The organism is Methylovorus mays, from assembly GCF_020531915.1.
Taxonomy (GTDB): Bacteria; Pseudomonadota; Gammaproteobacteria; order Burkholderiales; family Methylophilaceae; genus Methylovorus; species Methylovorus mays.
Window position 1 is genome coordinate 28,863 of record NZ_JAJAVG010000008.1, and the last position, 17,126, is coordinate 45,988.

Here is a 17,126-nt window from a genome sequence, read left to right on the forward strand (position 1 = left end):
AAGCCTGATATCGAACGCTCAGTTAAGCGTAGCCCAAGCCCGGTGCATGCAAGGGAATGATGTTGGCGACAGTCGAGGTCTCCTGATGCGCTTCGCGCAAACATTGCTTGGCGCAACTGGCGCAACGGCCACATTCTGTAGCTACGCCCAGCTCATGCTTCAAGTCTTTAAGATTTTTTGCCCCGGCACGGGCTGCTTGAAAAATTTGACGCTCAGTTACCGCACGACAAACACATACATACATATAATTTAGGCCGACTGTATATCAGTTAAAATAAATTGAGAACCATTATCATTCATAGAGCAATGCGTGTCAATATAGTTCCAAGTGACTGACATTTTTGGACAATAAAAAACCGCAGACAGGCTGCGGCTTTTTATTCTGCGACATCGTCAGTACTAATCGGATTCGATATGCGCCTGCAGGTAATTCGGCAAGCTGACATCTGCAATCAGCGTTTGCTGGGTTTCCAGCCAATCAATCGCTTCTTCGCAGTGCTCCAGCAGATCCTGCAGCAAATCACGGCTGACATAATCCTGCATCTCTTCGCAGAGGGCGATCGCTTCAATCAGCTGCGGACGCTGAATGTCCTTTTCGTACTTCAGATCGCCATTCAGACACTCCACCACGTCTTCGCCAATCAGCAATTTGCCAAGATTCTGCAAATTGGGCAGGCCTTCGAGAAAAAGGACGCGCTCAATCACCTTGTCAGCTTCCTTCATCACGCGGATGGACTGCTTGTATTGGTAATCGTTGAGCTTTTCCAGACCCCAGTTGCGAAACATGCGAGCATGCAGGAAATACTGATTGATGGACGTAAGCTCGTTCTTGAGCACTTTGTTCAGTATTTCAACGACTTTCTTGTCACCCTTCATCTTCTGCTCCTTAACGCTCAAACCGCACCAGATGACTTCATCTGGCTCTGCAGGTAGTTTTCCAGACCGACCAGATTGATCAGGCGCAATTGCTGTTCAAGCCAGTACGCGTGGTCCATTTCGGTATCATCCAGTTGGGTCAGCAGCATGTCGCGCGTGACATAATCCTGTGCTTTTTCGCATTCCGCCATTGCTTTTTTTAGCGATCCCACTACATGGTATTCCAGGGCCAGATCGGACTTGAGCATCTCGGGAATAGACTTGCCGATGTTCAGCGGGTCGCGCTTTTCCAGATTGGGCTTGCCTTCGAGAAAGAGGATGCGCTGAATGATCGCGCGTGCATGGGAGCGCTCATGTTCGGATTCGTGCAAGCTTTTATCCGCCAGTTGCTGCAAACCGAAATCCGCATACATCTCGCCATGAATCAGATACTGATCGACCGCAGTCAACTCGCCCGCGAGCAAGTCATTCAGTATGCCGACTATTTTTTTATCACCTTTCATACCAACCTCCATTCCAAATTTGCATCATGCAAAGCATGACATTGGGGTGGATGATAACGTAAAAAGCTTAAAAAAGCACTCGGAAAAATTCACTATCTTATTGTTTATAAATGGGTTTTGTAACAATAACACCAATAGCAATCATTCCTGCTAAGATCGCGATGCATATTATCCGGCCAGAATGGGGGACGAGCCAATGATACTGCAAGCGTATTCTGAGCCGCGCTACCGCAAGCGCAGGGCATTGAGGACGACGATCAAGGAGCTGACAGACATACCGATCGCAGCCATCCATGGCGATAGCAGACCGCTGGCGGCAAAAGGCAATGCAACCAGGTTATATGCCAGCGCCCAGGCAAAATTCTGACGGATGATCTGGATGCCGAAACGGCTGATTTGCAAAGCATGCTCGATTTCAGGCATATGCTCCGTCAGCAGCACAATATCCCCACTGGCTCTGGCCATTTGTGTACCGCTACCCATGGCAATGGAGACCTGCGCGCCAGCCAGTACAGGCGCATCGTTGATGCCATCCCCTACCATGACCACCACTTCGCCCTGCTCCTGCAATGCTTGCAGGGCTTGCAATTTCATCGGCGGCGACATTTCAGCGCGGCGGTCTGTCACGCCCATTTCATCGGCAAAATAATCCACCGAGGCCTTGGCGTCCCCACTGAATATCGATACCCGCAGGCGTTGATTTAGCAGGCGCTGTATCAGCAGGTCCGCCTCGGGACGTGGCTGATCCGCCAGCACAAATGCGGCCAGCAATTGACGACTGTCACACAGCCACACTATCGAAGCCCCTGCGGGATATTCATCCAGTGGCAATTGGATGCCTGCTGCGGCAGGATTGAGGCGCACATTGCCCAAACTGTAGCGCTCACCCTCGATCTCACCCACCACACCTTGCCCGGGAATATTGGCACTATCGGTCACCGTCAATAATGGCTGCGCGTGAATCGCTTCAATAAAACTCCGCGCCAGCGGGTGTTCAGAGCTTTTTTCCAGGCTGGCTGCAATCCGCAGGCAAGATTGCGCGTCCATGTCGGCAAAGCATTCCGTATGCACCAGCACGGGCTTGCCCATGGTCAGCGTGCCCGTTTTGTCGAAGACAAAATGCGTTGCCCGGGCCAGGGTTTCCAGCGCATGTCCACGCGTGAACAGCACCCCACGACTCACCAGATGCGAGCCTGCGGCGGCAAATGCAGCAGGAGCCGCGAGTGAAAGTGCACAAGGGCAACTCACCACCAACACCGCCAGTACAATATCCAGCGTGCGTTCAGGCTCGATACGCCACCAGATCCAGGCAATGAGAATAACGGCCAGCAACAGAGCCGTTGTAAAGTAGGCTGCAACACGATCAGCTACATGCGCCAGACGCGGTTTCTCGGCTTGCGCACGGTCCAGCAAGCGGGAAATACTCGCCAGCATAGTGTTTTCGCCCACACTGGTCACTTCAATAACCAGCGGGCTTTCATAATTGATACTGCCCGCGTATACGGTATGGCCAATGGTTTTATGAACTGGCTTGCTCTCGCCACTCAGCAGAGACTCATCCGCACTGCTTTCACCTTCAATGACCACGCCATCGGCCGCCACCGACTCTCCTGGACGCGCCAGTATATGGTCCCCGGCTTTCAGCTCGACCACCGGAACGACTTCCTGTTCCTGTCCGCGCAAACGCGTTGCCATGGCGGGAGCAAGCCTGAGAAGGTTTTCAGCCGCCTCTATGGATTTAAGCCGGGCATTGCGCTCGAGATATCGGGTAGATAACAAAAAGAAAATCAGCATAGTCAGTGTGTCGTAATACACAACCCCATGCCCCTGCAAAGTCGCCCATATGCTGCCAGCAAACCCGGTCAACAGACCTAATACAATCGGCACATCCATGCCCGGGCTGCGGTTGGCCATACTGCGCCAGGCAGCCCGATAAAATGGCCACGCGGCATAGGTCATGGCCGGTACGCTCATCAGCAAGCTGAACCAACGCAGAATCTGGGCAGTAGCAGGCTCCAGGCCCTGTGCAGGTCCTGCGTACAGGGCCACGGCGATCATCATGACCTGCCCGGCTGACAGCCCGGCCACCGCCAAGCGACGAAAATCGCGTTTCTTCTGCTGCTGGCGGACGTCATCCTGCTGCTGGGCACTGAAGGGATGGGCGTGATAGCCCAGCTTGCGGATTTCGGCGAGGATTTCGCTCAGATGAATCTTGGTATCGTCCCAGCTGATGCGGGCCCGTTGCGATGCATAGTTGAAAGAAACCGCATGCACACCAGGCAGTTGCTGCAGATGGCGCTCATTCAGCCAGATACAGGCGGCGCATGTTATGCCCTCAATGATGAGAGCAGCCTCCTTCAGAGAGTCAGCGGCTTCATGCACAAAGCTTTTTTGCACATCGGGATGATCATAAAGGGCAAGCTTGCGCAGCTCATCGGGAACCAGCTCTTCGGCAGTTTTGGGAAGCTCGGTGCGATAGCGGTAATAGTCCTCAAGGCCATTGTCGACAATGGAATTCGCCACCGCCTGGCAGCCATGGCAGCAAAGACGCCGACGCGCGCCCAATACATCAAGTGTATAGCGCTCGCCCGTCATCACGGGCAAGCCGCAATGATAGCAATCCACCACGTCCGTCATACGCGCAGCTTAATCGCCATCAATGTAAAGGGTTTGCTGCTTGATGTAGGTATCTTCACCATGTTGGATATAGAGATCCAGTATCCATCTGCCCGAGTCATTCAAGGTCATGGTCGTCTGGTAAACGCCAGGACTGACCTCGGACAGGGAAAATTTCTGATCATCACGGCTATTGGCCATGCGCCACAAGCCCATGGTCACTTCAGCACCGGCAATGCCTGTGCCTTGTGCATCGTCAAGTTTGAGGGTGATGACAGATGGAGTCTTGCTTCTCATGGTATCCCACCCCTCAATACCAATCTTCCAGCCCAGATGACGTTGCTGCTCAAGTCTGGCAAGGTGCGGTTCGTAGAGTTTGTTGCGATCATGCGGAATGAGGCCAGGAAAGGCAGTATGCACCGTTTCATTCGCAGGATGCGGCAAAAACAGGTTACTGATGCTATCTGGCAAGCCACGGCTGGAAATGGATAACAGCACGGCATTCAGCACGACCAGACCAATAAAAAACCCGATGATGAGTCGCGGTGCCCAGTGCAGCTTCTGCTTTTTCTGCTGCATGCCGCCAAATACCATCAACAAGCCAGCATTGGCCAGATAAACCGCAAAGTGGATCGCCAGGACATCCCCCCCGGTCCAATGCTGCTGGCTATACGCAAGATACAACAGGAACGGCAAGGCGCCACTCAGGATACCCGCCCAGAAATTGGGCAAGCCCAGGCGTCGACTGACAAAAAACAGGACGGCCGCAAGGAGCAAGCCACCAAACAGGGTTTCCGTCATGGACACTTGCGGCAGAGCAAACAAATTCACGGCTAAACTCACTTACTGTTGAAATTGGTAGGAAGAGTGATGGTTTCTGCCCCAGCGGTCTGCGGCTGGATGACAAAGTTGAAGGTTTTGGTGCGCTCGGCCAGTTCATGCTCAAGATTGACCTTGGCATTCACCGTCAAATCCTTGCCTGCACGTACATGCACTTGCGGGATATTTCCCATATCGAGCGCATCTGCCGGTATTCCGCTAACACTGATCTTGTATATCTCGTCGTGCTCGGTCTTGTTGACGATATGAATCTGGTAACGATTACGGAAGCTGCCATCAGACAACATGATGAACATGGGCTGCCTTACCTGTTGTACAGACACTTCCACATTGGTACGGGTGCCGATATTGTAAAAAAGCGTCCCGGTCATCACTACAATAGCGACGGCATAGCCCAGCACTTTAAGGCGCTTCCACTCCAGGCGGGGCGCATGTGGCGTTGCATCTGCCAGGTTTTTCTCGGAATCGTAGCGGATAAGACCACGCGGATAGCCCACGGAATCCATGATGTTGTTACAGGCATCAATACACAGGCCGCAAGAGATGCATTGATATTGCAAGCCATTGCGGATATCAATACCGGTCGGGCAAACCTGCACGCAGAAGCCACAATCAATACAATCACCATGGCCTTTGGCCTGGCGTTCTTCGCGGGTTTTCAAGCCAGCGATGGGCAGCGTGCGACCTGCAAGGCCTTCGCCACGCTTGGCGTCGTAACTGACTGCCAGCGTATCAGGCTCATACATCACGCCCTGAAAGCGCGCGTACGGACATGCCAGCGTACAGATATTTTCACGTAACAGGCCAGCAGCCACATAGGTAGTCACTGTTAAAGCAGCGACCGTAATATAGGCGGCATCTGCGGCATGCCCCGTAAACAGGTTGACCAGAAAATCCGGGGCGTAATTGAAGTAGGCGGCAAACGTGAACGCCGTCCAGAAGGAAATCAGCAACATCAGGAAATGCGAGGAGCCTATCTTGAGGATTTTTTCCGCATTCCAGGGCTGCTTGTACAAGCGGAGCCGTGCCGGACGCTCACCCTGGATGGCCTTTTCCACCATGATGAAAAGATCAGTCCACAAGGTCTGAAAACAGAAATAACCACACCAGGCACGGCCGATCAAGCCAGTAGCAAAAAACAGCAAGGCAGCTGCGATGAACAATAACATTGCCAGCCAGAAAATATCCTGCGGGTAGACAATCAGATCAAAAATAAAAAACCGGCGGGTGCTCAAGTCAAACAGCAATGCCTGACTGGGAGAACTGGCCCGCTCCCAGGGCATCCACGGCAACAGGAAATAAACACTGTAAGCGACGATCATGACCGCAGTCTTGAAGTTACGGTACTTGCCTTTGACCGAGCGCGTAAAAATCGGAATATGCTTGGCGTAGAGGGCAGATTGACTGGCTTTGCTTGCTTCCATGGCTGTTTCTGACTCGCTTTGAAAATAACCGCTAAAAAACGACAAAGGCCCACATTAGGGCGTGAGCCTTTGATTAAGTTGCATCGTTCAGATTGTACTTGGTGTAAAACGTACTACTTACCGCCACCCAGACTATCGTGTACATACACCGTCAACAGTTTGATCTGCTCAGGCTTCAAGCGGTGATCCCAGTTTGGCATTACACCACGATCCAGACCACCAGAAATCACATGTTTGACAGCGTCCAGCTTGGCCGCTGCATCCTTGGCAGCAGGCACATCAGCCCATAACCAGATTTTGTCGGTCAAGTTGGCAGAGCCCAATTCGACGCGGCCTTTGGCATCGGCGCCATGGCAATAGTAACAAGCGGCCGAATCGCCCTTGAAAATATTGGCACCGGCAGCAGCAGCGGTTTCATCATGGGGTTCGCCAGACAGGCTCAACACATAATTGGCCAACTGGGTGATCTGCTGGTCATTCAATACTTCCTTGAAAGGAGGCATGTAACCACGACGGCCACCCACAATTGTGGTGTGAATCTGGTCATACGTACCGCCATATTGCCAGTGGTCATCGGTCAGGTTAGGCGAGAAGCCGACTTTACCCTGACCACCAGACTGGTGACATGGTGCGCAGTTATCCGAGAACAAGGTCTTACCGGCCGAGTTAACGAACTGCATCAGGTCAGCATCCTTGGATACGTCTTCATAAGAAGCACCCGCTACCTTGTCGAACCATTTCTTCTGCTCGGCTTGTTGCTCATTCATCTCATGCATGAACTTGGAGCGCATGTTCCAGTGCGTGGTTTTCTCGACTTCCTTACCATCGACTGTCGTAGCCGTGTAGGTGATGCTGTTCCAGCCAGGAATACCTTTGGTGTAGGTATGCCCAATCGGCCAGGCTGGGTAAAACAGCCAATACACAATGGTGAATACAAACGTAATGTAAAACCCCCATACCCACCAGTTAGGCAATGGATTGGTAAGCTCCTGAAGATCGTCGTCCCACACGTGTCCTGTGGTGGTCGGTGTCTTGATTTTGTCCTGACTCATGATTCGTCCTAATTAAATCTAATCGTCTTGCAGAGGAATGTTCTTGAAGTTTTCCAGCTTCTCGCCGCGGGAGCGGCTACCGTAAAGGTAGACCATGACCCCGCAGAACAAGACAAAGAAAATCACCAATGAAACCGGCTTGGTATTCTCAAACTTGGTAAACCACATCAACCATTCCATCATGAAGCCTCTTGCAGTCTATTAACGGAATTTAACGAAGTAATCGTCGTCGTATTTCTTGAAGTCGACCATGGTACCCAGCACCTGAAGGTAAGACACCAGGGCATCCATTTCACTCAACTTGCCAGGATCCGTGTCGTAGTTACCCAACTGGGCCTGCGCGACCAGATTCTTTTCAGCATCAGGAATATGCAGACTCTTGGCAACGTCTTCACCGAAGTCTTTCACATTACGGTCATATTCTGCCTGTGTGAGAGAGTAAGGCACGCCAGTCGTACGCAAGGCTTTCATGCGCAACTCGATATCGGAGTAATCGAGATCGGTCTTCAGCAGCCATGGATAGTTAGGCATCACAGACTGAGGCACCAGCGAGCGAGGTGCATTCAAGTGCTGGGTTTGCCAGTCATTCGAATACTTGCCGCCAACACGGGCCAGATCAGGACCAGTACGCTTGGAACCCCATTGGAACGGGTGATCGTACTTGGACTCGGCAGCCAGTGAGTAGTGACCATAACGCAGCGCTTCATCGCGGAATGGGCGAATCATTTGCGAGTGGCACAAATAGCAGCCTTCACGCACATAGATATCGCGACCACGCAGCTCAAGAGGGCTATAAGGACGAACACCCTCTACATTCTCAACCGTTTCCTTGATAAAAAACAGGGGAACAATCTCAACCAGGCCACCAGCACTGATAGCCAGCATAGTCAGTACCAGCAGGATGCCTAGGTTGCGCTCAATATTATCGTGTTTCATTTTGACTCCAATACCCTCTATTCCGTATTAAGCAGCCACTGGGCTGACTTCAACCTGTTGCTCGGTACTGCCTTTGCGGATGGTTTTGTACATGTTGTAGCACATCAACAACATACCGCTCAGGAAGAACGCACCACCCAATGCACGCATGACATAGAAAGGATGGGCTGCCGCAACAGATTCCACGAAGGAATACTGGAGGTTGCCGAAATCATCAAACGCACGCCACATCAGACCCTGCATGATGCCGGAAATCCACATGGCAACGATGTACAGAAGAATACCGATAGTCGCCAGCCAGAAGTGCACGTTGATGAGCTTTTGGCTATACATCGGGGTATTCCACAGGCGTGGTGCCAGGTGGTACAGCGAACCGAAGGAAATCATGGCTACCCAGCCCAGAGCACCGGAGTGCACGTGACCAATGGTCCAGTCGGTGTAGTGCGACAAGGCGTTCACATCCTTCAGGGACATCATTGGGCCTTCGAAGGTGGACATGCCGTAGAACGACAGCGCCACAATCAGGAATCGCATGACAGGATCAGTACGCAGCTTGTCCCAGGCACCGGACAGCGTCAGGATACCGTTAATCATACCGCCCCAGGATGGCAGCAACAGCATGATGGAGAACGTGGCAGCCAGCGTGGATGTCCAGTCAGGAATGGCCGTCCAGTGCAAATGGTGCGCACCGGCCCACATATACAGAAAGATGATCGCCCAGAAGTGCAGCACTGACAGACGATATGAGTAAACAGGGCGACCAGCCTGCTTGGGCACGAAGTAGTACATCATGCCGAGGAAGGCAGCCGTCAGGAAGAAGCCCACGGCATTGTGACCATACCACCACTGCGTCATCGCATCCTGCGCGCCAGAGAACAGGCTGTAGGATTTCATGGAGAACAGGCTGATAGGCACGGCCAGGTTATTAAAGGTATGCAGCAAGGCAGTTGCCAGGATGAAGGCGAGGTAGAACCAGTTGGCAACGTAGATATGAGGTTGCTTGCGCTTCATCAGGGTGCCAACGAAGATGATCAGGTAAGTTACCCAGACAACTTCAATCATCAAGTCGATCGGCCATTCCATTTCCGCATATTCACGGCCCTGGCTATAACCCAGCACGTTACCCAGTGCGGCACAGACGATAATGGCCTGCCAGCCCCAGAAGGTAAAGCTTGCCATGCCATCACTGAACAGGCGCGCCTGACAGGTACGCTGAACCACATAGTAAGACGTAGCAAACAGCGCGCTACCGCCAAACCCGAAAATCACAGCACCTGTGTGTACAGGACGCAAGCGACCAAAGGTAATGTAAGGAATATCAAAATTGAGGAAGGGATAAGCCAGTTCCGAGGCGATATACACCCCGACAAACATACCTATCGCACCCCATACCAACGTCATGATGGTGAATTTGCGAATAACATCGTAGTTATATTGTTCGCTCACTGCACTCACATTGACGCCAGAAGTTGCGACGCTCGCCGTTGCCATTACTACGTCTCCCGATCAAAAACCGCTAAAGTAAAGAGTTGCGATTATATTCTGTAACAGCTTTACAGAACAACATAAAAACCCTTTTTACTACATGAGTTTTCGCACATTCATATTCCAGACTTGTGCAGATTCGCTGAAAGTTCACTCGCCAATGCACTTTCCACTAGCGTGACAGGCGTCACAAAAAAGCAACACCTGCCACACACGGACTCATCTATTTTTTTATAACTTAGAACTTCTTGCCGAAACCTACGCCGACCACCCATGGATTAATATCCAGGCTGTCAATTTTGGTCCATTGATTACCGCTACGCATTTTCACATCCGTGTCCATCCAGATGTATTTGACATCGGCATTGATCAGCCAGCCACCTTCCAGATTAATATCAAAACCGGCCTGTAATGCTGGCCCTACGCTATCGCGGTCAATCTTGATCTTGGTTCCATCCGTGGCTCCTGAAGAAAACTGCAGATTGCGATCCAGAATGGCAGTGTAATTCAAGCCAGCACCGACATAAGGATCAAATGTCTGATCAGGCCGGAAATGCCATTGCAAGGTCAGGGTAGGTGGCAGCAAGTTGACCGAGCCCAGCTTCTGGTTGCCGATCACACCAGCCGAATCGCCATGAACACTCACATCGTGGCGCGTACCCAGTGCCAGAATCAGTTCGGCAGCGATATGCTTTGTAAAGTAATAAGAGATATCCAGCTCTGGAATAGTATTGCTATCCACCTCAAGCTTGGCACCTGGGCTCATTACATTCCCTACATTACTATTTACTGTGCGCCCTAATTTACTATCTTCGTTAGGACTGACATTCACCGCCCGGGCACGGACAACCCAGTCACCAGCCTCGGCCATCGCGGCCACAGGCGTCATTAATGCCAGCAAAGAAACCAGAATTTTTTTATGCATGATAATCCCCTCTTGAAATGACCATAAAAAGAACATGGGTTAACTTTACACGCATTAACCATATTTTAAAAGTGGTTTATACTTGACCATAATGCTCGACTTTAGCCATGCCACTGGCCTATGCCCCATCCTCCATGACCTTTCTTTAGCCGAAACCCCTACATGGCGCCGATTTCGGCTATTCAAATACAAGGGCTTGCGATTACAATGATGCTTTTAATAGCTTTAGTATTGATGGAGAACTGAAGATGTCGATGGCTGACCGTGATGGTCTAATTTGGTATGACGGCAAAATGGTGCCATGGCGTGAGGCAACCACGCATGTTTTAACCCACACACTGCATTATGGGATGGGGGTGTTTGAGGGCGTGCGCGCATACAAAACTGATAAAGGCACAGCCATTTTCCGCTTGAAAGAACATACGGATCGCCTGTTTCGTTCCGCGCATATTCTTGGCATGAAAATGCCTTTTGACAAAGCGACTGTTGTTGAAGCGCAAAAAGCAGCTGTACGTGAAAACAACCTGGAATCCGCCTACATGCGCCCGATGGCATTTTATGGTGCTGAAGCGATGGGCATTTCAGCCAAGACATTGTCTACACATCTGATCGTCGCTGCATGGAAATGGGGCGCCTACATGGGCGAAGAAGCCCTGCAAAGCGGCATTCGCGTCAAGACATCATCCTTCTCGCGTCATCATGTCAACATCACCATGTGTAAAGCCAAGGCAAATGGCAACTACATGAACTCCATCCTGGCGCATCAGGAAGCCGCCGCTGACGGCTATGATGAAGCCCTGCTGCTGGACGTGGATGGTTTCGTTGCCGAAGGTTCGGGCGAGAACATCTTCATCGTACGCAATGGCAAGATTTACACGCCAGACCTGACCAGTGCGCTGGAAGGCATTACGCGCGACACCATTGTGCAGTTAGCTGCCGAGCTTGGTTATACCGTGATTGAGAAGCGCATTACCCGCGACGAAGTCTACTCTGCTGACGAAGCGTTCTTCACTGGCACCGCCGCTGAAGTTACGCCTATTCGCGAGCTGGATAATCGCGCGATTGGCTTAGGCAAACGCGGCCCGGTTACCGAGCAACTGCAGAAGATGTATTTTGACGTGGTTACCGGAAAATCCGCCAAGCACATGGATTGGCTCACCATCGTTTAAAGCAACAGAGGGAACATCATGGCATACGAAGCAAAAGAGATTGAAGTCACGGCCAGCGATCTGCCGCTGCACTGTCCTACCAAGGAAGTCTCGTTGTGGTGTTCCCACCCCCGCGTATTTCTCGACATCACCGCCAGCGGCCAAGCCATGTGCCCATATTGCGGCACCAAATACAGACTGAAAGCGGGCGAAGCTGTCGCCCATCATCACTGAGATTTGTTGGCCATGCGCTTAATCTGGCAAGCGCATCACGTCAACGGATGCACCCCATAACAGGCTGATCACTGACTGTGCTGATGCAGTATCCGCATTACTCCAGAACTCCGTCGCACCGGACTCAACTGCCAAACTATCGACAAGCAGGTTTGCCTCCCGCAAGCGATATTTGAGCTGGCGGGCCACGGCGGCTCCTGTATCGATAATCACCACATCCGGCCCGGCAATATCTTCAATCAGCGGTCGCACGAAGGGATAATGGGTGCAGCCAAGCACCAGCGTATCTGCGCCGGCATCCAGCAAGGGGTGGATATACCTTTGCAATAACTGCCGCGTTGCAGCATCTTGCAACTCCCCTCGTTCAATACACTCCACCAGGCCAATACACGCCTGTGTTTCCACCCGCACCTGACGGCCATAGCTTTCAAGCAAGGCGGCGAACTGCGCACTTTGCAAGGTGCCACTGGTTGCAAGCACGCCGACCACACCTGAGCGTGTAGCGGCGGCGGCGGGTTTAACCGCGGGTTCCATACCGATAATGGGTATCGCATAGCGCCGTCGCAATTCCCCGATGGCCGCGGCCGTAGCCGTATTGCAGGCCACCACCAAGGCCTTGGCCCCACGCGAGATGAGGAAATCAGATAATTGTATGGAACGATCAACAATAAACGCCTGCGACTTGCTGCCATAAGGCGCGTGCAAGGAATCTGCCGCATAGATAAGAGACTGCTGCGGCAGCACATGCCGAATATGGGCAAGCACCGACAAGCCGCCGACGCCGGAATCAAAGACCCCAACCGGGATATCCTGACCAGCAAAAGATAAGGTAGCCACCACAGTAAAATTAAGTCGTAAAAAATAATGAATCGCGCCAGTGTAGCCGAACTTGCAGGGGCATGGCACAGTCATTCAGCCGCATGTACTACAATTCAGCCTTCTTCAGGAGATCATCATGGGCAATCGACTTAGTAAAATCTACACACGCACCGGCGATGAAGGCGACACCGGCTTAGGCGACGGCTCACGCATTGCCAAGGATAGTCTTCGGGTACATGCCATGGGCACCGTGGATGAGCTGAATGCAATTATCGGCATCCTGCTGACCGAATCACTACCCGCAGACATTACGCCTCACCTGACACGCATCCAGCATGATCTTTTTGATCTGGGCGGTGAACTCTGCATTCCCGGCCACAGCATGGTCAAGCCAGAGCGCGTGGATGCTCTGGAAAAAACACTGGATACCCTGAATGAAACCCTGAGCCCGCTCAAAGAATTCATTCTTCCTGGCGGATCGCGCGCTGCCGCATATTGCCACCTGGCGCGCACAGTATGCCGCCGGGCTGAACGTGAGGTGGTCGAGCTCGCGCGCACTGAGCAAGTCACACCGATTGCGCGTAGCTATCTCAACCGGCTTTCAGACCTGCTTTTCGTGCTTTCACGCTATCTGAATAAAGAACAAGGTGTAAATGACGTTTTATGGCAGAACGATAGCCGCTAATAAAACCTGGACTGACCGGAAAGCCCGACGCATGTGTTGGGTTTTTATTTTGATCTTTATATTCACTTAAATTATAAAATTATAAAAACAAATTATTTTTTATTATTAAACAGAATTGGTAAAGTGCGCAGCATTCGATTCATCTTTGCTGGAGCATCATCATGCCATCACCGTTTCAAACCGCCCTCCCTGCCGATGTCGTACAGGAAATCCTGCGTGCAGTAGAGCAGCTTCGCTTTGGTGCTGTCGAGATCACGGTACACGACGGCCGTGTGACTCAAATCGAGCGCCGTGAAAAAGTCCGCTTCAGTAACGAATCACAAAAATCCAAGCCTACTGCAACTGCAGCGGCCGCAATCTAGTTAAAAAATCTCGATGACCTGACCGGACCGCCGGAAGCAATACATTTACAGGGGATCATCATGCAATTCAAAATCAACAAAATCACTTCCGCACTTCTTGCTAGCGGTCTCTTACTGGCCACGCACAGTGCATTCGCTGCCGATCCAGAAATCGAAGCATTGCGTCAAACTATTTTAGACCTCGATCAAAAGATCAAGGTCTTGGAGCGTAAAAATGAAATCGCTGCAGAAGAAGCTGCCGCCAAAAAGAAAGAAACACCCGTCGTCGTAGCCGGACCAACTGGCTTCGGCATCAAGTCGGCCGATGGCCAGTTTGAATACAGCCTGAAAGGCCTGATCCAGCTGGATTATCGCCAATTCGACAACCCGGACCATACCACCAACGCCGATGACGGTTTTACCGCACGCCGCATCCGCCCGACATTTCAGGGCACCCTGTTTGGCAAATATGATTTCCGTTTTACACCTGAGTTTGGGGAAACCGACAACACCAACACAGGCACCGGCAATATCTCACGCGTGATTGATGCTTATGTGGATGGTCGTTTTGACCCGGCATTCAAAATCCGCGCTGGTAAATTCAAGCCATTTGTTGGGCTTGAACGTCTGCAAGGTGGCGGCGACATCAAGTTCATCGAACGCAGCTATGTCAGCAATAACATCCTGCCTAATCGTGGCCTCGGCACCTCAGTCTATGGCGACTTGCTGGATAGCAAGTTGAGCTACGCTGTGGGCTTTTTCAACGGCACAAATGATGGTGGTGAAGAAACCACCCGTGTGGATGCGAATAGCGACAAGGATTACACCGCGCGCGTTTTCACCACACCCTTTAAAGGCAGCGACAGCGTACTGGAAGGATTGGGATTCGGTGTAGCAGGCACATACACCAACTCGTCTACCGGCACATTGCCCAGCTACAAAACGCCATCGCAGCAACTTAACTTCTTCCAATACACCACGGGCACCGTGGGTGACGGCACGCGCGTACGTGTATCGCCTCAGGCGTATTACTACTACGGCCCGTTCGGCGTGATTGCTGAATACGCACGTGTATCACAAGAAGTCCGCAATGCCGCTGGTACGGTGAATGACACCTTGAAAAATGACGCCTGGCAAATCGCTGCCTCGTGGGTATTGACCGGGGAAGATGCATCCTTCAAGAGCGTAAAACCGAAAAACCCGTTTGAAACCGGTAAAGATGGTTGGGGCGCATGGGAACTGGTTGGCCGCTATCAGGAAAACAATATTGATGGCAGCGCCTTCAACACGGCATCAGGTAACCGTTTCGCCAATCCGCTGACAAGCGCAAAGGAAGCCAAAACCTGGGGCATCGGCTTGAACTGGTACCTCAATCAGTGGGTACGCCTGGCAACCAACTACGAACAAACCAAATTTGAAGGTGGCGGCGGCGGCACACTGGCCAACATCCGCGACCGTGAAGACGAGCGCATTCTGTTCAGCCGCTTGCAATTCCAGTTTTAACCAGACAACTAGAGAGACAGGAAAAACCAATGAAAACAATTATTCATCATTTGCGTAGCGCTGCGGTAGCGCTTGCCCTGGCGGCACCTTTGGCGGCATCGGCGGCGGATATCAGTCTGCTGAATGTATCTTACGATCCGACACGCGAACTGTATCAGGACTTCAACGCGGCATTTGCCAAATACTGGAAAGCCAAGACCGGCGACAATGTCACCATCAAGGCTTCGCATGGCGGCTCTGGCAAACAAGGTCGTGCCATCATTGATGGTCTGGAAGCTGACGTTGCTACCCTGGCACTGGCGTATGACATTGATGCGCTATATGAGAAAGGCAAGCTGATCCCCAAGGATTGGCAAAAGCGCCTTCCCCACAACAGCTCGCCCTACACATCCACCATCGTATTCCTGGTGCGCAAGGGTAATCCGAAAAACATCAAGGATTGGGATGACATTGCACGCCCAGGCATCTCGGTCGTGACCCCCAACCCCAAGACTTCTGGCGGCGCACGCTGGAACTACCTGGCGGCATGGGCCTATGGTCAGCGCAAGTTTAACAACGACGAAACCAAGACCCGTGAGTTCATCGGCAAAATCCTGAAGAACGTGCCGGTACTGGATTCCGGTGCACGTGGTGCCACTACCACTTTTGTTGAACGTGGAATCGGCGATGTCCTGCTGGCTTGGGAAAACGAAGCCTTCCTGGCACAAAAGGAACTCGGTCCGGACAAGTTCGAAATCGTGGTGCCTTCGCTGTCCATCCTGGCTGAACCACCTGTCACCGTGGTCGACAAGGTAGTCAACAAGCGTGGTACCCGTGCCGTGGCTGAAGCTTACCTGCAATATTTGTATACCGAAGAGGGTCAGGAAATTGCCGCCAAGAACTACTACCGCCCTACCCTGGAATCGGTGGCCAAGAAGTACGAAAAGAACTTCCCCAAACTGAATCTGGTAACGGTGGATAGTGAATTCGGTGGTTGGCAAAAAGCGCAGAAAACGCACTTTTCTGACGGCGGTACGTTTGACCAGATTTACCTGAAATAAACACACTTCCAATATCAGGGGCCTTCCGGACAAAATTCGGTGGCCCCGTTTCAACAGGAGACTCTCACCATGAGTACAGCATTGATAGTAGGCGGCGACCAGATAGACGGCATCAAGCAAGTGCTAGCCCAACACGGCATTACCCGCATTGACCATTGGTCAGGGCGCAAGGTCGGCGATGGCAAGAAAACCATCCCACACAACACAGAACTCATTGTGCTGGTCACCAACTGGATCAGCCACACCTTTACCCACAAAATCAAGCAGACGGCAGCCAAACGCGGCGTGCGGATTGTCTACACGCCCAATGGTCCGGCTGCTCTGCAGGCCAGATTGGAAAAATTGAATCTAGACAACTTGTCGGAGGGCGAATGTCCATCCGACAAACATCACTGGGCCATCGCAGCCTGATCACGCCCAACGCAGCACCCCCGGACTGTCTTTTACTGCCGCAAAGGAGGCTCCCATGACCATCAAAGCCATTAATGTGCGCAACCAACTACGGGGGCGCATCGTTGAAATTCTCACTGGGCCGGTATTATCCGAAGTGGATATAGAAACGGCTGGAGGCATTGTCACGTCGGTGATTACCACCCGTTCAGTCACCGAGCTGAATCTGCAAGTGGGAACAGAAGTGCTGGCGCTGATCAAAGCCACCGAAGTTTCCATCGCCAAGATATAAATCTCAGCCTTTAAATT

General features: G+C 52.0%; 20 protein-coding genes. 8 read left to right on the plus strand and 12 right to left on the minus strand.

Annotated features, from left to right (window positions below):
• Window positions 1-22 precede the first annotated feature (22 nt).
• From LG203_RS10570 to LG203_RS10620, 11 genes are all read right to left on the minus strand, one after another.
• Entirely contained in the window at window positions 23-244 is a 222-nt protein-coding gene (locus LG203_RS10570) for a (2Fe-2S)-binding protein (RefSeq protein ID WP_230345730.1), read from the minus strand.
• Between the two features lie 155 nt (window positions 245-399).
• Window positions 400-876 (minus strand): bacterioferritin, encoded by a 477-nt coding sequence (bfr, locus tag LG203_RS10575; RefSeq protein ID WP_230345731.1) that lies wholly within the window; start codon window positions 874-876, stop codon window positions 400-402.
• Between the two features lie 17 nt (window positions 877-893).
• Window positions 894-1,379, minus strand: a complete 486-nt coding sequence (gene bfr, locus LG203_RS10580; RefSeq protein ID WP_230345732.1) for a bacterioferritin — start codon at window positions 1,377-1,379, stop codon at window positions 894-896.
• A gap of 225 nt (window positions 1,380-1,604) precedes the next feature.
• Complete coding sequence (locus tag LG203_RS10585; protein ID WP_230345733.1) at window positions 1,605-4,016, minus strand: heavy metal translocating P-type ATPase; 2,412 nt, start codon at window positions 4,014-4,016, stop codon at window positions 1,605-1,607.
• Window positions 4,017-4,025: 9 nt separating this feature from the next.
• Complete coding sequence (locus tag LG203_RS10590; RefSeq protein WP_230345734.1) at window positions 4,026-4,826, minus strand: FixH family protein; 801 nt, start codon at window positions 4,824-4,826, stop codon at window positions 4,026-4,028.
• An 8-nt stretch (window positions 4,827-4,834) separates the two neighbouring features.
• Complete coding sequence (gene ccoG / locus LG203_RS10595) at window positions 4,835-6,259, minus strand: cytochrome c oxidase accessory protein CcoG (RefSeq protein WP_230345735.1); 1,425 nt, start codon at window positions 6,257-6,259, stop codon at window positions 4,835-4,837.
• Between the two features lie 113 nt (window positions 6,260-6,372).
• Window positions 6,373-7,311 carry a cytochrome-c oxidase, cbb3-type subunit III gene (gene ccoP / locus LG203_RS10600; protein ID WP_230345736.1) on the minus strand — a complete coding sequence of 313 codons (939 nt, stop codon included), beginning with the start codon at window positions 7,309-7,311 and terminating at the stop codon, window positions 6,373-6,375.
• An 18-nt stretch (window positions 7,312-7,329) separates the two neighbouring features.
• Window positions 7,330-7,491: a cbb3-type cytochrome c oxidase subunit 3 gene (locus LG203_RS10605; protein ID WP_015830719.1), complete on the minus strand. Its 162-nt coding sequence runs from the start codon at window positions 7,489-7,491 to the stop codon at window positions 7,330-7,332.
• A 21-nt stretch (window positions 7,492-7,512) separates the two neighbouring features.
• A complete protein-coding gene (gene ccoO, locus LG203_RS10610; protein ID WP_230345738.1) occupies window positions 7,513-8,247 on the minus strand; it encodes a cytochrome-c oxidase, cbb3-type subunit II in 735 nt (244 codons plus the stop codon).
• A gap of 27 nt (window positions 8,248-8,274) precedes the next feature.
• Window positions 8,275-9,738: a cytochrome-c oxidase, cbb3-type subunit I gene (ccoN, locus tag LG203_RS10615; RefSeq protein ID WP_230345739.1), complete on the minus strand. Its 1,464-nt coding sequence runs from the start codon at window positions 9,736-9,738 to the stop codon at window positions 8,275-8,277.
• Window positions 9,739-9,970: 232 nt separating this feature from the next.
• Complete coding sequence (locus LG203_RS10620) at window positions 9,971-10,657, minus strand: OmpW/AlkL family protein (protein ID WP_230345740.1); 687 nt, start codon at window positions 10,655-10,657, stop codon at window positions 9,971-9,973.
• 248 nt (window positions 10,658-10,905) lie between these two features.
• Here LG203_RS10620 and LG203_RS10625 point away from each other — a divergent pair, with 248 nt between their 5' ends.
• On the plus strand, window positions 10,906-11,826 hold the full coding sequence (locus LG203_RS10625) for a branched-chain amino acid transaminase (protein ID WP_230336643.1): 921 nt from the start codon (window positions 10,906-10,908) through the stop codon (window positions 11,824-11,826).
• An 18-nt stretch (window positions 11,827-11,844) separates the two neighbouring features.
• Complete coding sequence (locus tag LG203_RS10630; protein ID WP_013442869.1) at window positions 11,845-12,039, plus strand: zinc-finger domain-containing protein; 195 nt, start codon at window positions 11,845-11,847, stop codon at window positions 12,037-12,039.
• 18 nt (window positions 12,040-12,057) lie between these two features.
• Here LG203_RS10630 and murI read toward each other — a convergent pair whose 3' ends face one another.
• Window positions 12,058-12,879 (minus strand): glutamate racemase, encoded by an 822-nt coding sequence (murI, locus tag LG203_RS10635; RefSeq protein ID WP_230346369.1) that lies wholly within the window; start codon window positions 12,877-12,879, stop codon window positions 12,058-12,060.
• Window positions 12,880-12,994: 115 nt separating this feature from the next.
• On the opposite strand from murI, the gene LG203_RS10640 reads away from it, so the two are divergent.
• From LG203_RS10640 to LG203_RS10665, 6 genes are all read left to right on the plus strand, one after another.
• Window positions 12,995-13,543, plus strand: a complete 549-nt coding sequence (locus LG203_RS10640) for a cob(I)yrinic acid a,c-diamide adenosyltransferase (RefSeq protein ID WP_230345741.1) — start codon at window positions 12,995-12,997, stop codon at window positions 13,541-13,543.
• Between the two features lie 161 nt (window positions 13,544-13,704).
• Window positions 13,705-13,905, plus strand: a complete 201-nt coding sequence (locus LG203_RS10645) for a YezD family protein (RefSeq protein ID WP_230345742.1) — start codon at window positions 13,705-13,707, stop codon at window positions 13,903-13,905.
• A gap of 60 nt (window positions 13,906-13,965) precedes the next feature.
• Window positions 13,966-15,387: an OprO/OprP family phosphate-selective porin gene (locus tag LG203_RS10650; RefSeq protein ID WP_230345743.1), complete on the plus strand. Its 1,422-nt coding sequence runs from the start codon at window positions 13,966-13,968 to the stop codon at window positions 15,385-15,387.
• A 29-nt stretch (window positions 15,388-15,416) separates the two neighbouring features.
• Window positions 15,417-16,427: a sulfate ABC transporter substrate-binding protein gene (locus LG203_RS10655; RefSeq protein ID WP_230345744.1), complete on the plus strand. Its 1,011-nt coding sequence runs from the start codon at window positions 15,417-15,419 to the stop codon at window positions 16,425-16,427.
• 69 nt (window positions 16,428-16,496) lie between these two features.
• The gene (locus tag LG203_RS10660) at window positions 16,497-16,838 is read left to right on the plus strand and encodes a DUF2325 domain-containing protein (RefSeq protein ID WP_230345745.1); all 342 of its coding nucleotides are present in this window, start codon (window positions 16,497-16,499) and stop codon (window positions 16,836-16,838) included.
• A 55-nt stretch (window positions 16,839-16,893) separates the two neighbouring features.
• Window positions 16,894-17,109, plus strand: a complete 216-nt coding sequence (locus LG203_RS10665; protein WP_013442876.1) for a TOBE domain-containing protein — start codon at window positions 16,894-16,896, stop codon at window positions 17,107-17,109.
• Window positions 17,110-17,126 lie beyond the last annotated feature (17 nt).

Excerpts from the sequence above, each read along its gene's own strand:
- LG203_RS10570 (WP_230345730.1), bottom strand. The coding sequence starts at position 244 with ATGTATGTATGTGTTTGTCGTGCGGTAACTGAGCGTCAAATTTTTCAA.
- bfr (WP_230345731.1), bottom strand. The coding sequence starts at position 876 with ATGAAGGGTGACAAGAAAGTCGTTGAAATACTGAACAAAGTGCTCAAG.
- bfr (WP_230345732.1), bottom strand. The coding sequence starts at position 1,379 with ATGAAAGGTGATAAAAAAATAGTCGGCATACTGAATGACTTGCTCGCG.
- LG203_RS10585 (WP_230345733.1), bottom strand. The coding sequence starts at position 4,016 with ATGACGGACGTGGTGGATTGCTATCATTGCGGCTTGCCCGTGATGACG.
- ccoG (WP_230345735.1), bottom strand. The coding sequence starts at position 6,259 with ATGGAAGCAAGCAAAGCCAGTCAATCTGCCCTCTACGCCAAGCATATT.
- ccoP (WP_230345736.1), bottom strand. The coding sequence starts at position 7,311 with ATGAGTCAGGACAAAATCAAGACACCGACCACCACAGGACACGTGTGG.
- LG203_RS10605 (WP_015830719.1), bottom strand. The coding sequence starts at position 7,491 with ATGGAATGGTTGATGTGGTTTACCAAGTTTGAGAATACCAAGCCGGTT.
- ccoO (WP_230345738.1), bottom strand. The coding sequence starts at position 8,247 with ATGAAACACGATAATATTGAGCGCAACCTAGGCATCCTGCTGGTACTG.
- ccoN (WP_230345739.1), bottom strand. The coding sequence starts at position 9,738 with ATGGCAACGGCGAGCGTCGCAACTTCTGGCGTCAATGTGAGTGCAGTG.
- LG203_RS10620 (WP_230345740.1), bottom strand. The coding sequence starts at position 10,657 with ATGCATAAAAAAATTCTGGTTTCTTTGCTGGCATTAATGACGCCTGTG.
- LG203_RS10625 (WP_230336643.1), top strand. The coding sequence starts at position 10,906 with ATGTCGATGGCTGACCGTGATGGTCTAATTTGGTATGACGGCAAAATG.
- LG203_RS10630 (WP_013442869.1), top strand. The coding sequence starts at position 11,845 with ATGGCATACGAAGCAAAAGAGATTGAAGTCACGGCCAGCGATCTGCCG.
- LG203_RS10640 (WP_230345741.1), top strand. The coding sequence starts at position 12,995 with ATGGGCAATCGACTTAGTAAAATCTACACACGCACCGGCGATGAAGGC.
- LG203_RS10645 (WP_230345742.1), top strand. The coding sequence starts at position 13,705 with ATGCCATCACCGTTTCAAACCGCCCTCCCTGCCGATGTCGTACAGGAA.
- LG203_RS10650 (WP_230345743.1), top strand. The coding sequence starts at position 13,966 with ATGCAATTCAAAATCAACAAAATCACTTCCGCACTTCTTGCTAGCGGT.
- LG203_RS10655 (WP_230345744.1), top strand. The coding sequence starts at position 15,417 with ATGAAAACAATTATTCATCATTTGCGTAGCGCTGCGGTAGCGCTTGCC.
- LG203_RS10660 (WP_230345745.1), top strand. The coding sequence starts at position 16,497 with ATGAGTACAGCATTGATAGTAGGCGGCGACCAGATAGACGGCATCAAG.
- LG203_RS10665 (WP_013442876.1), top strand. The coding sequence starts at position 16,894 with ATGACCATCAAAGCCATTAATGTGCGCAACCAACTACGGGGGCGCATC.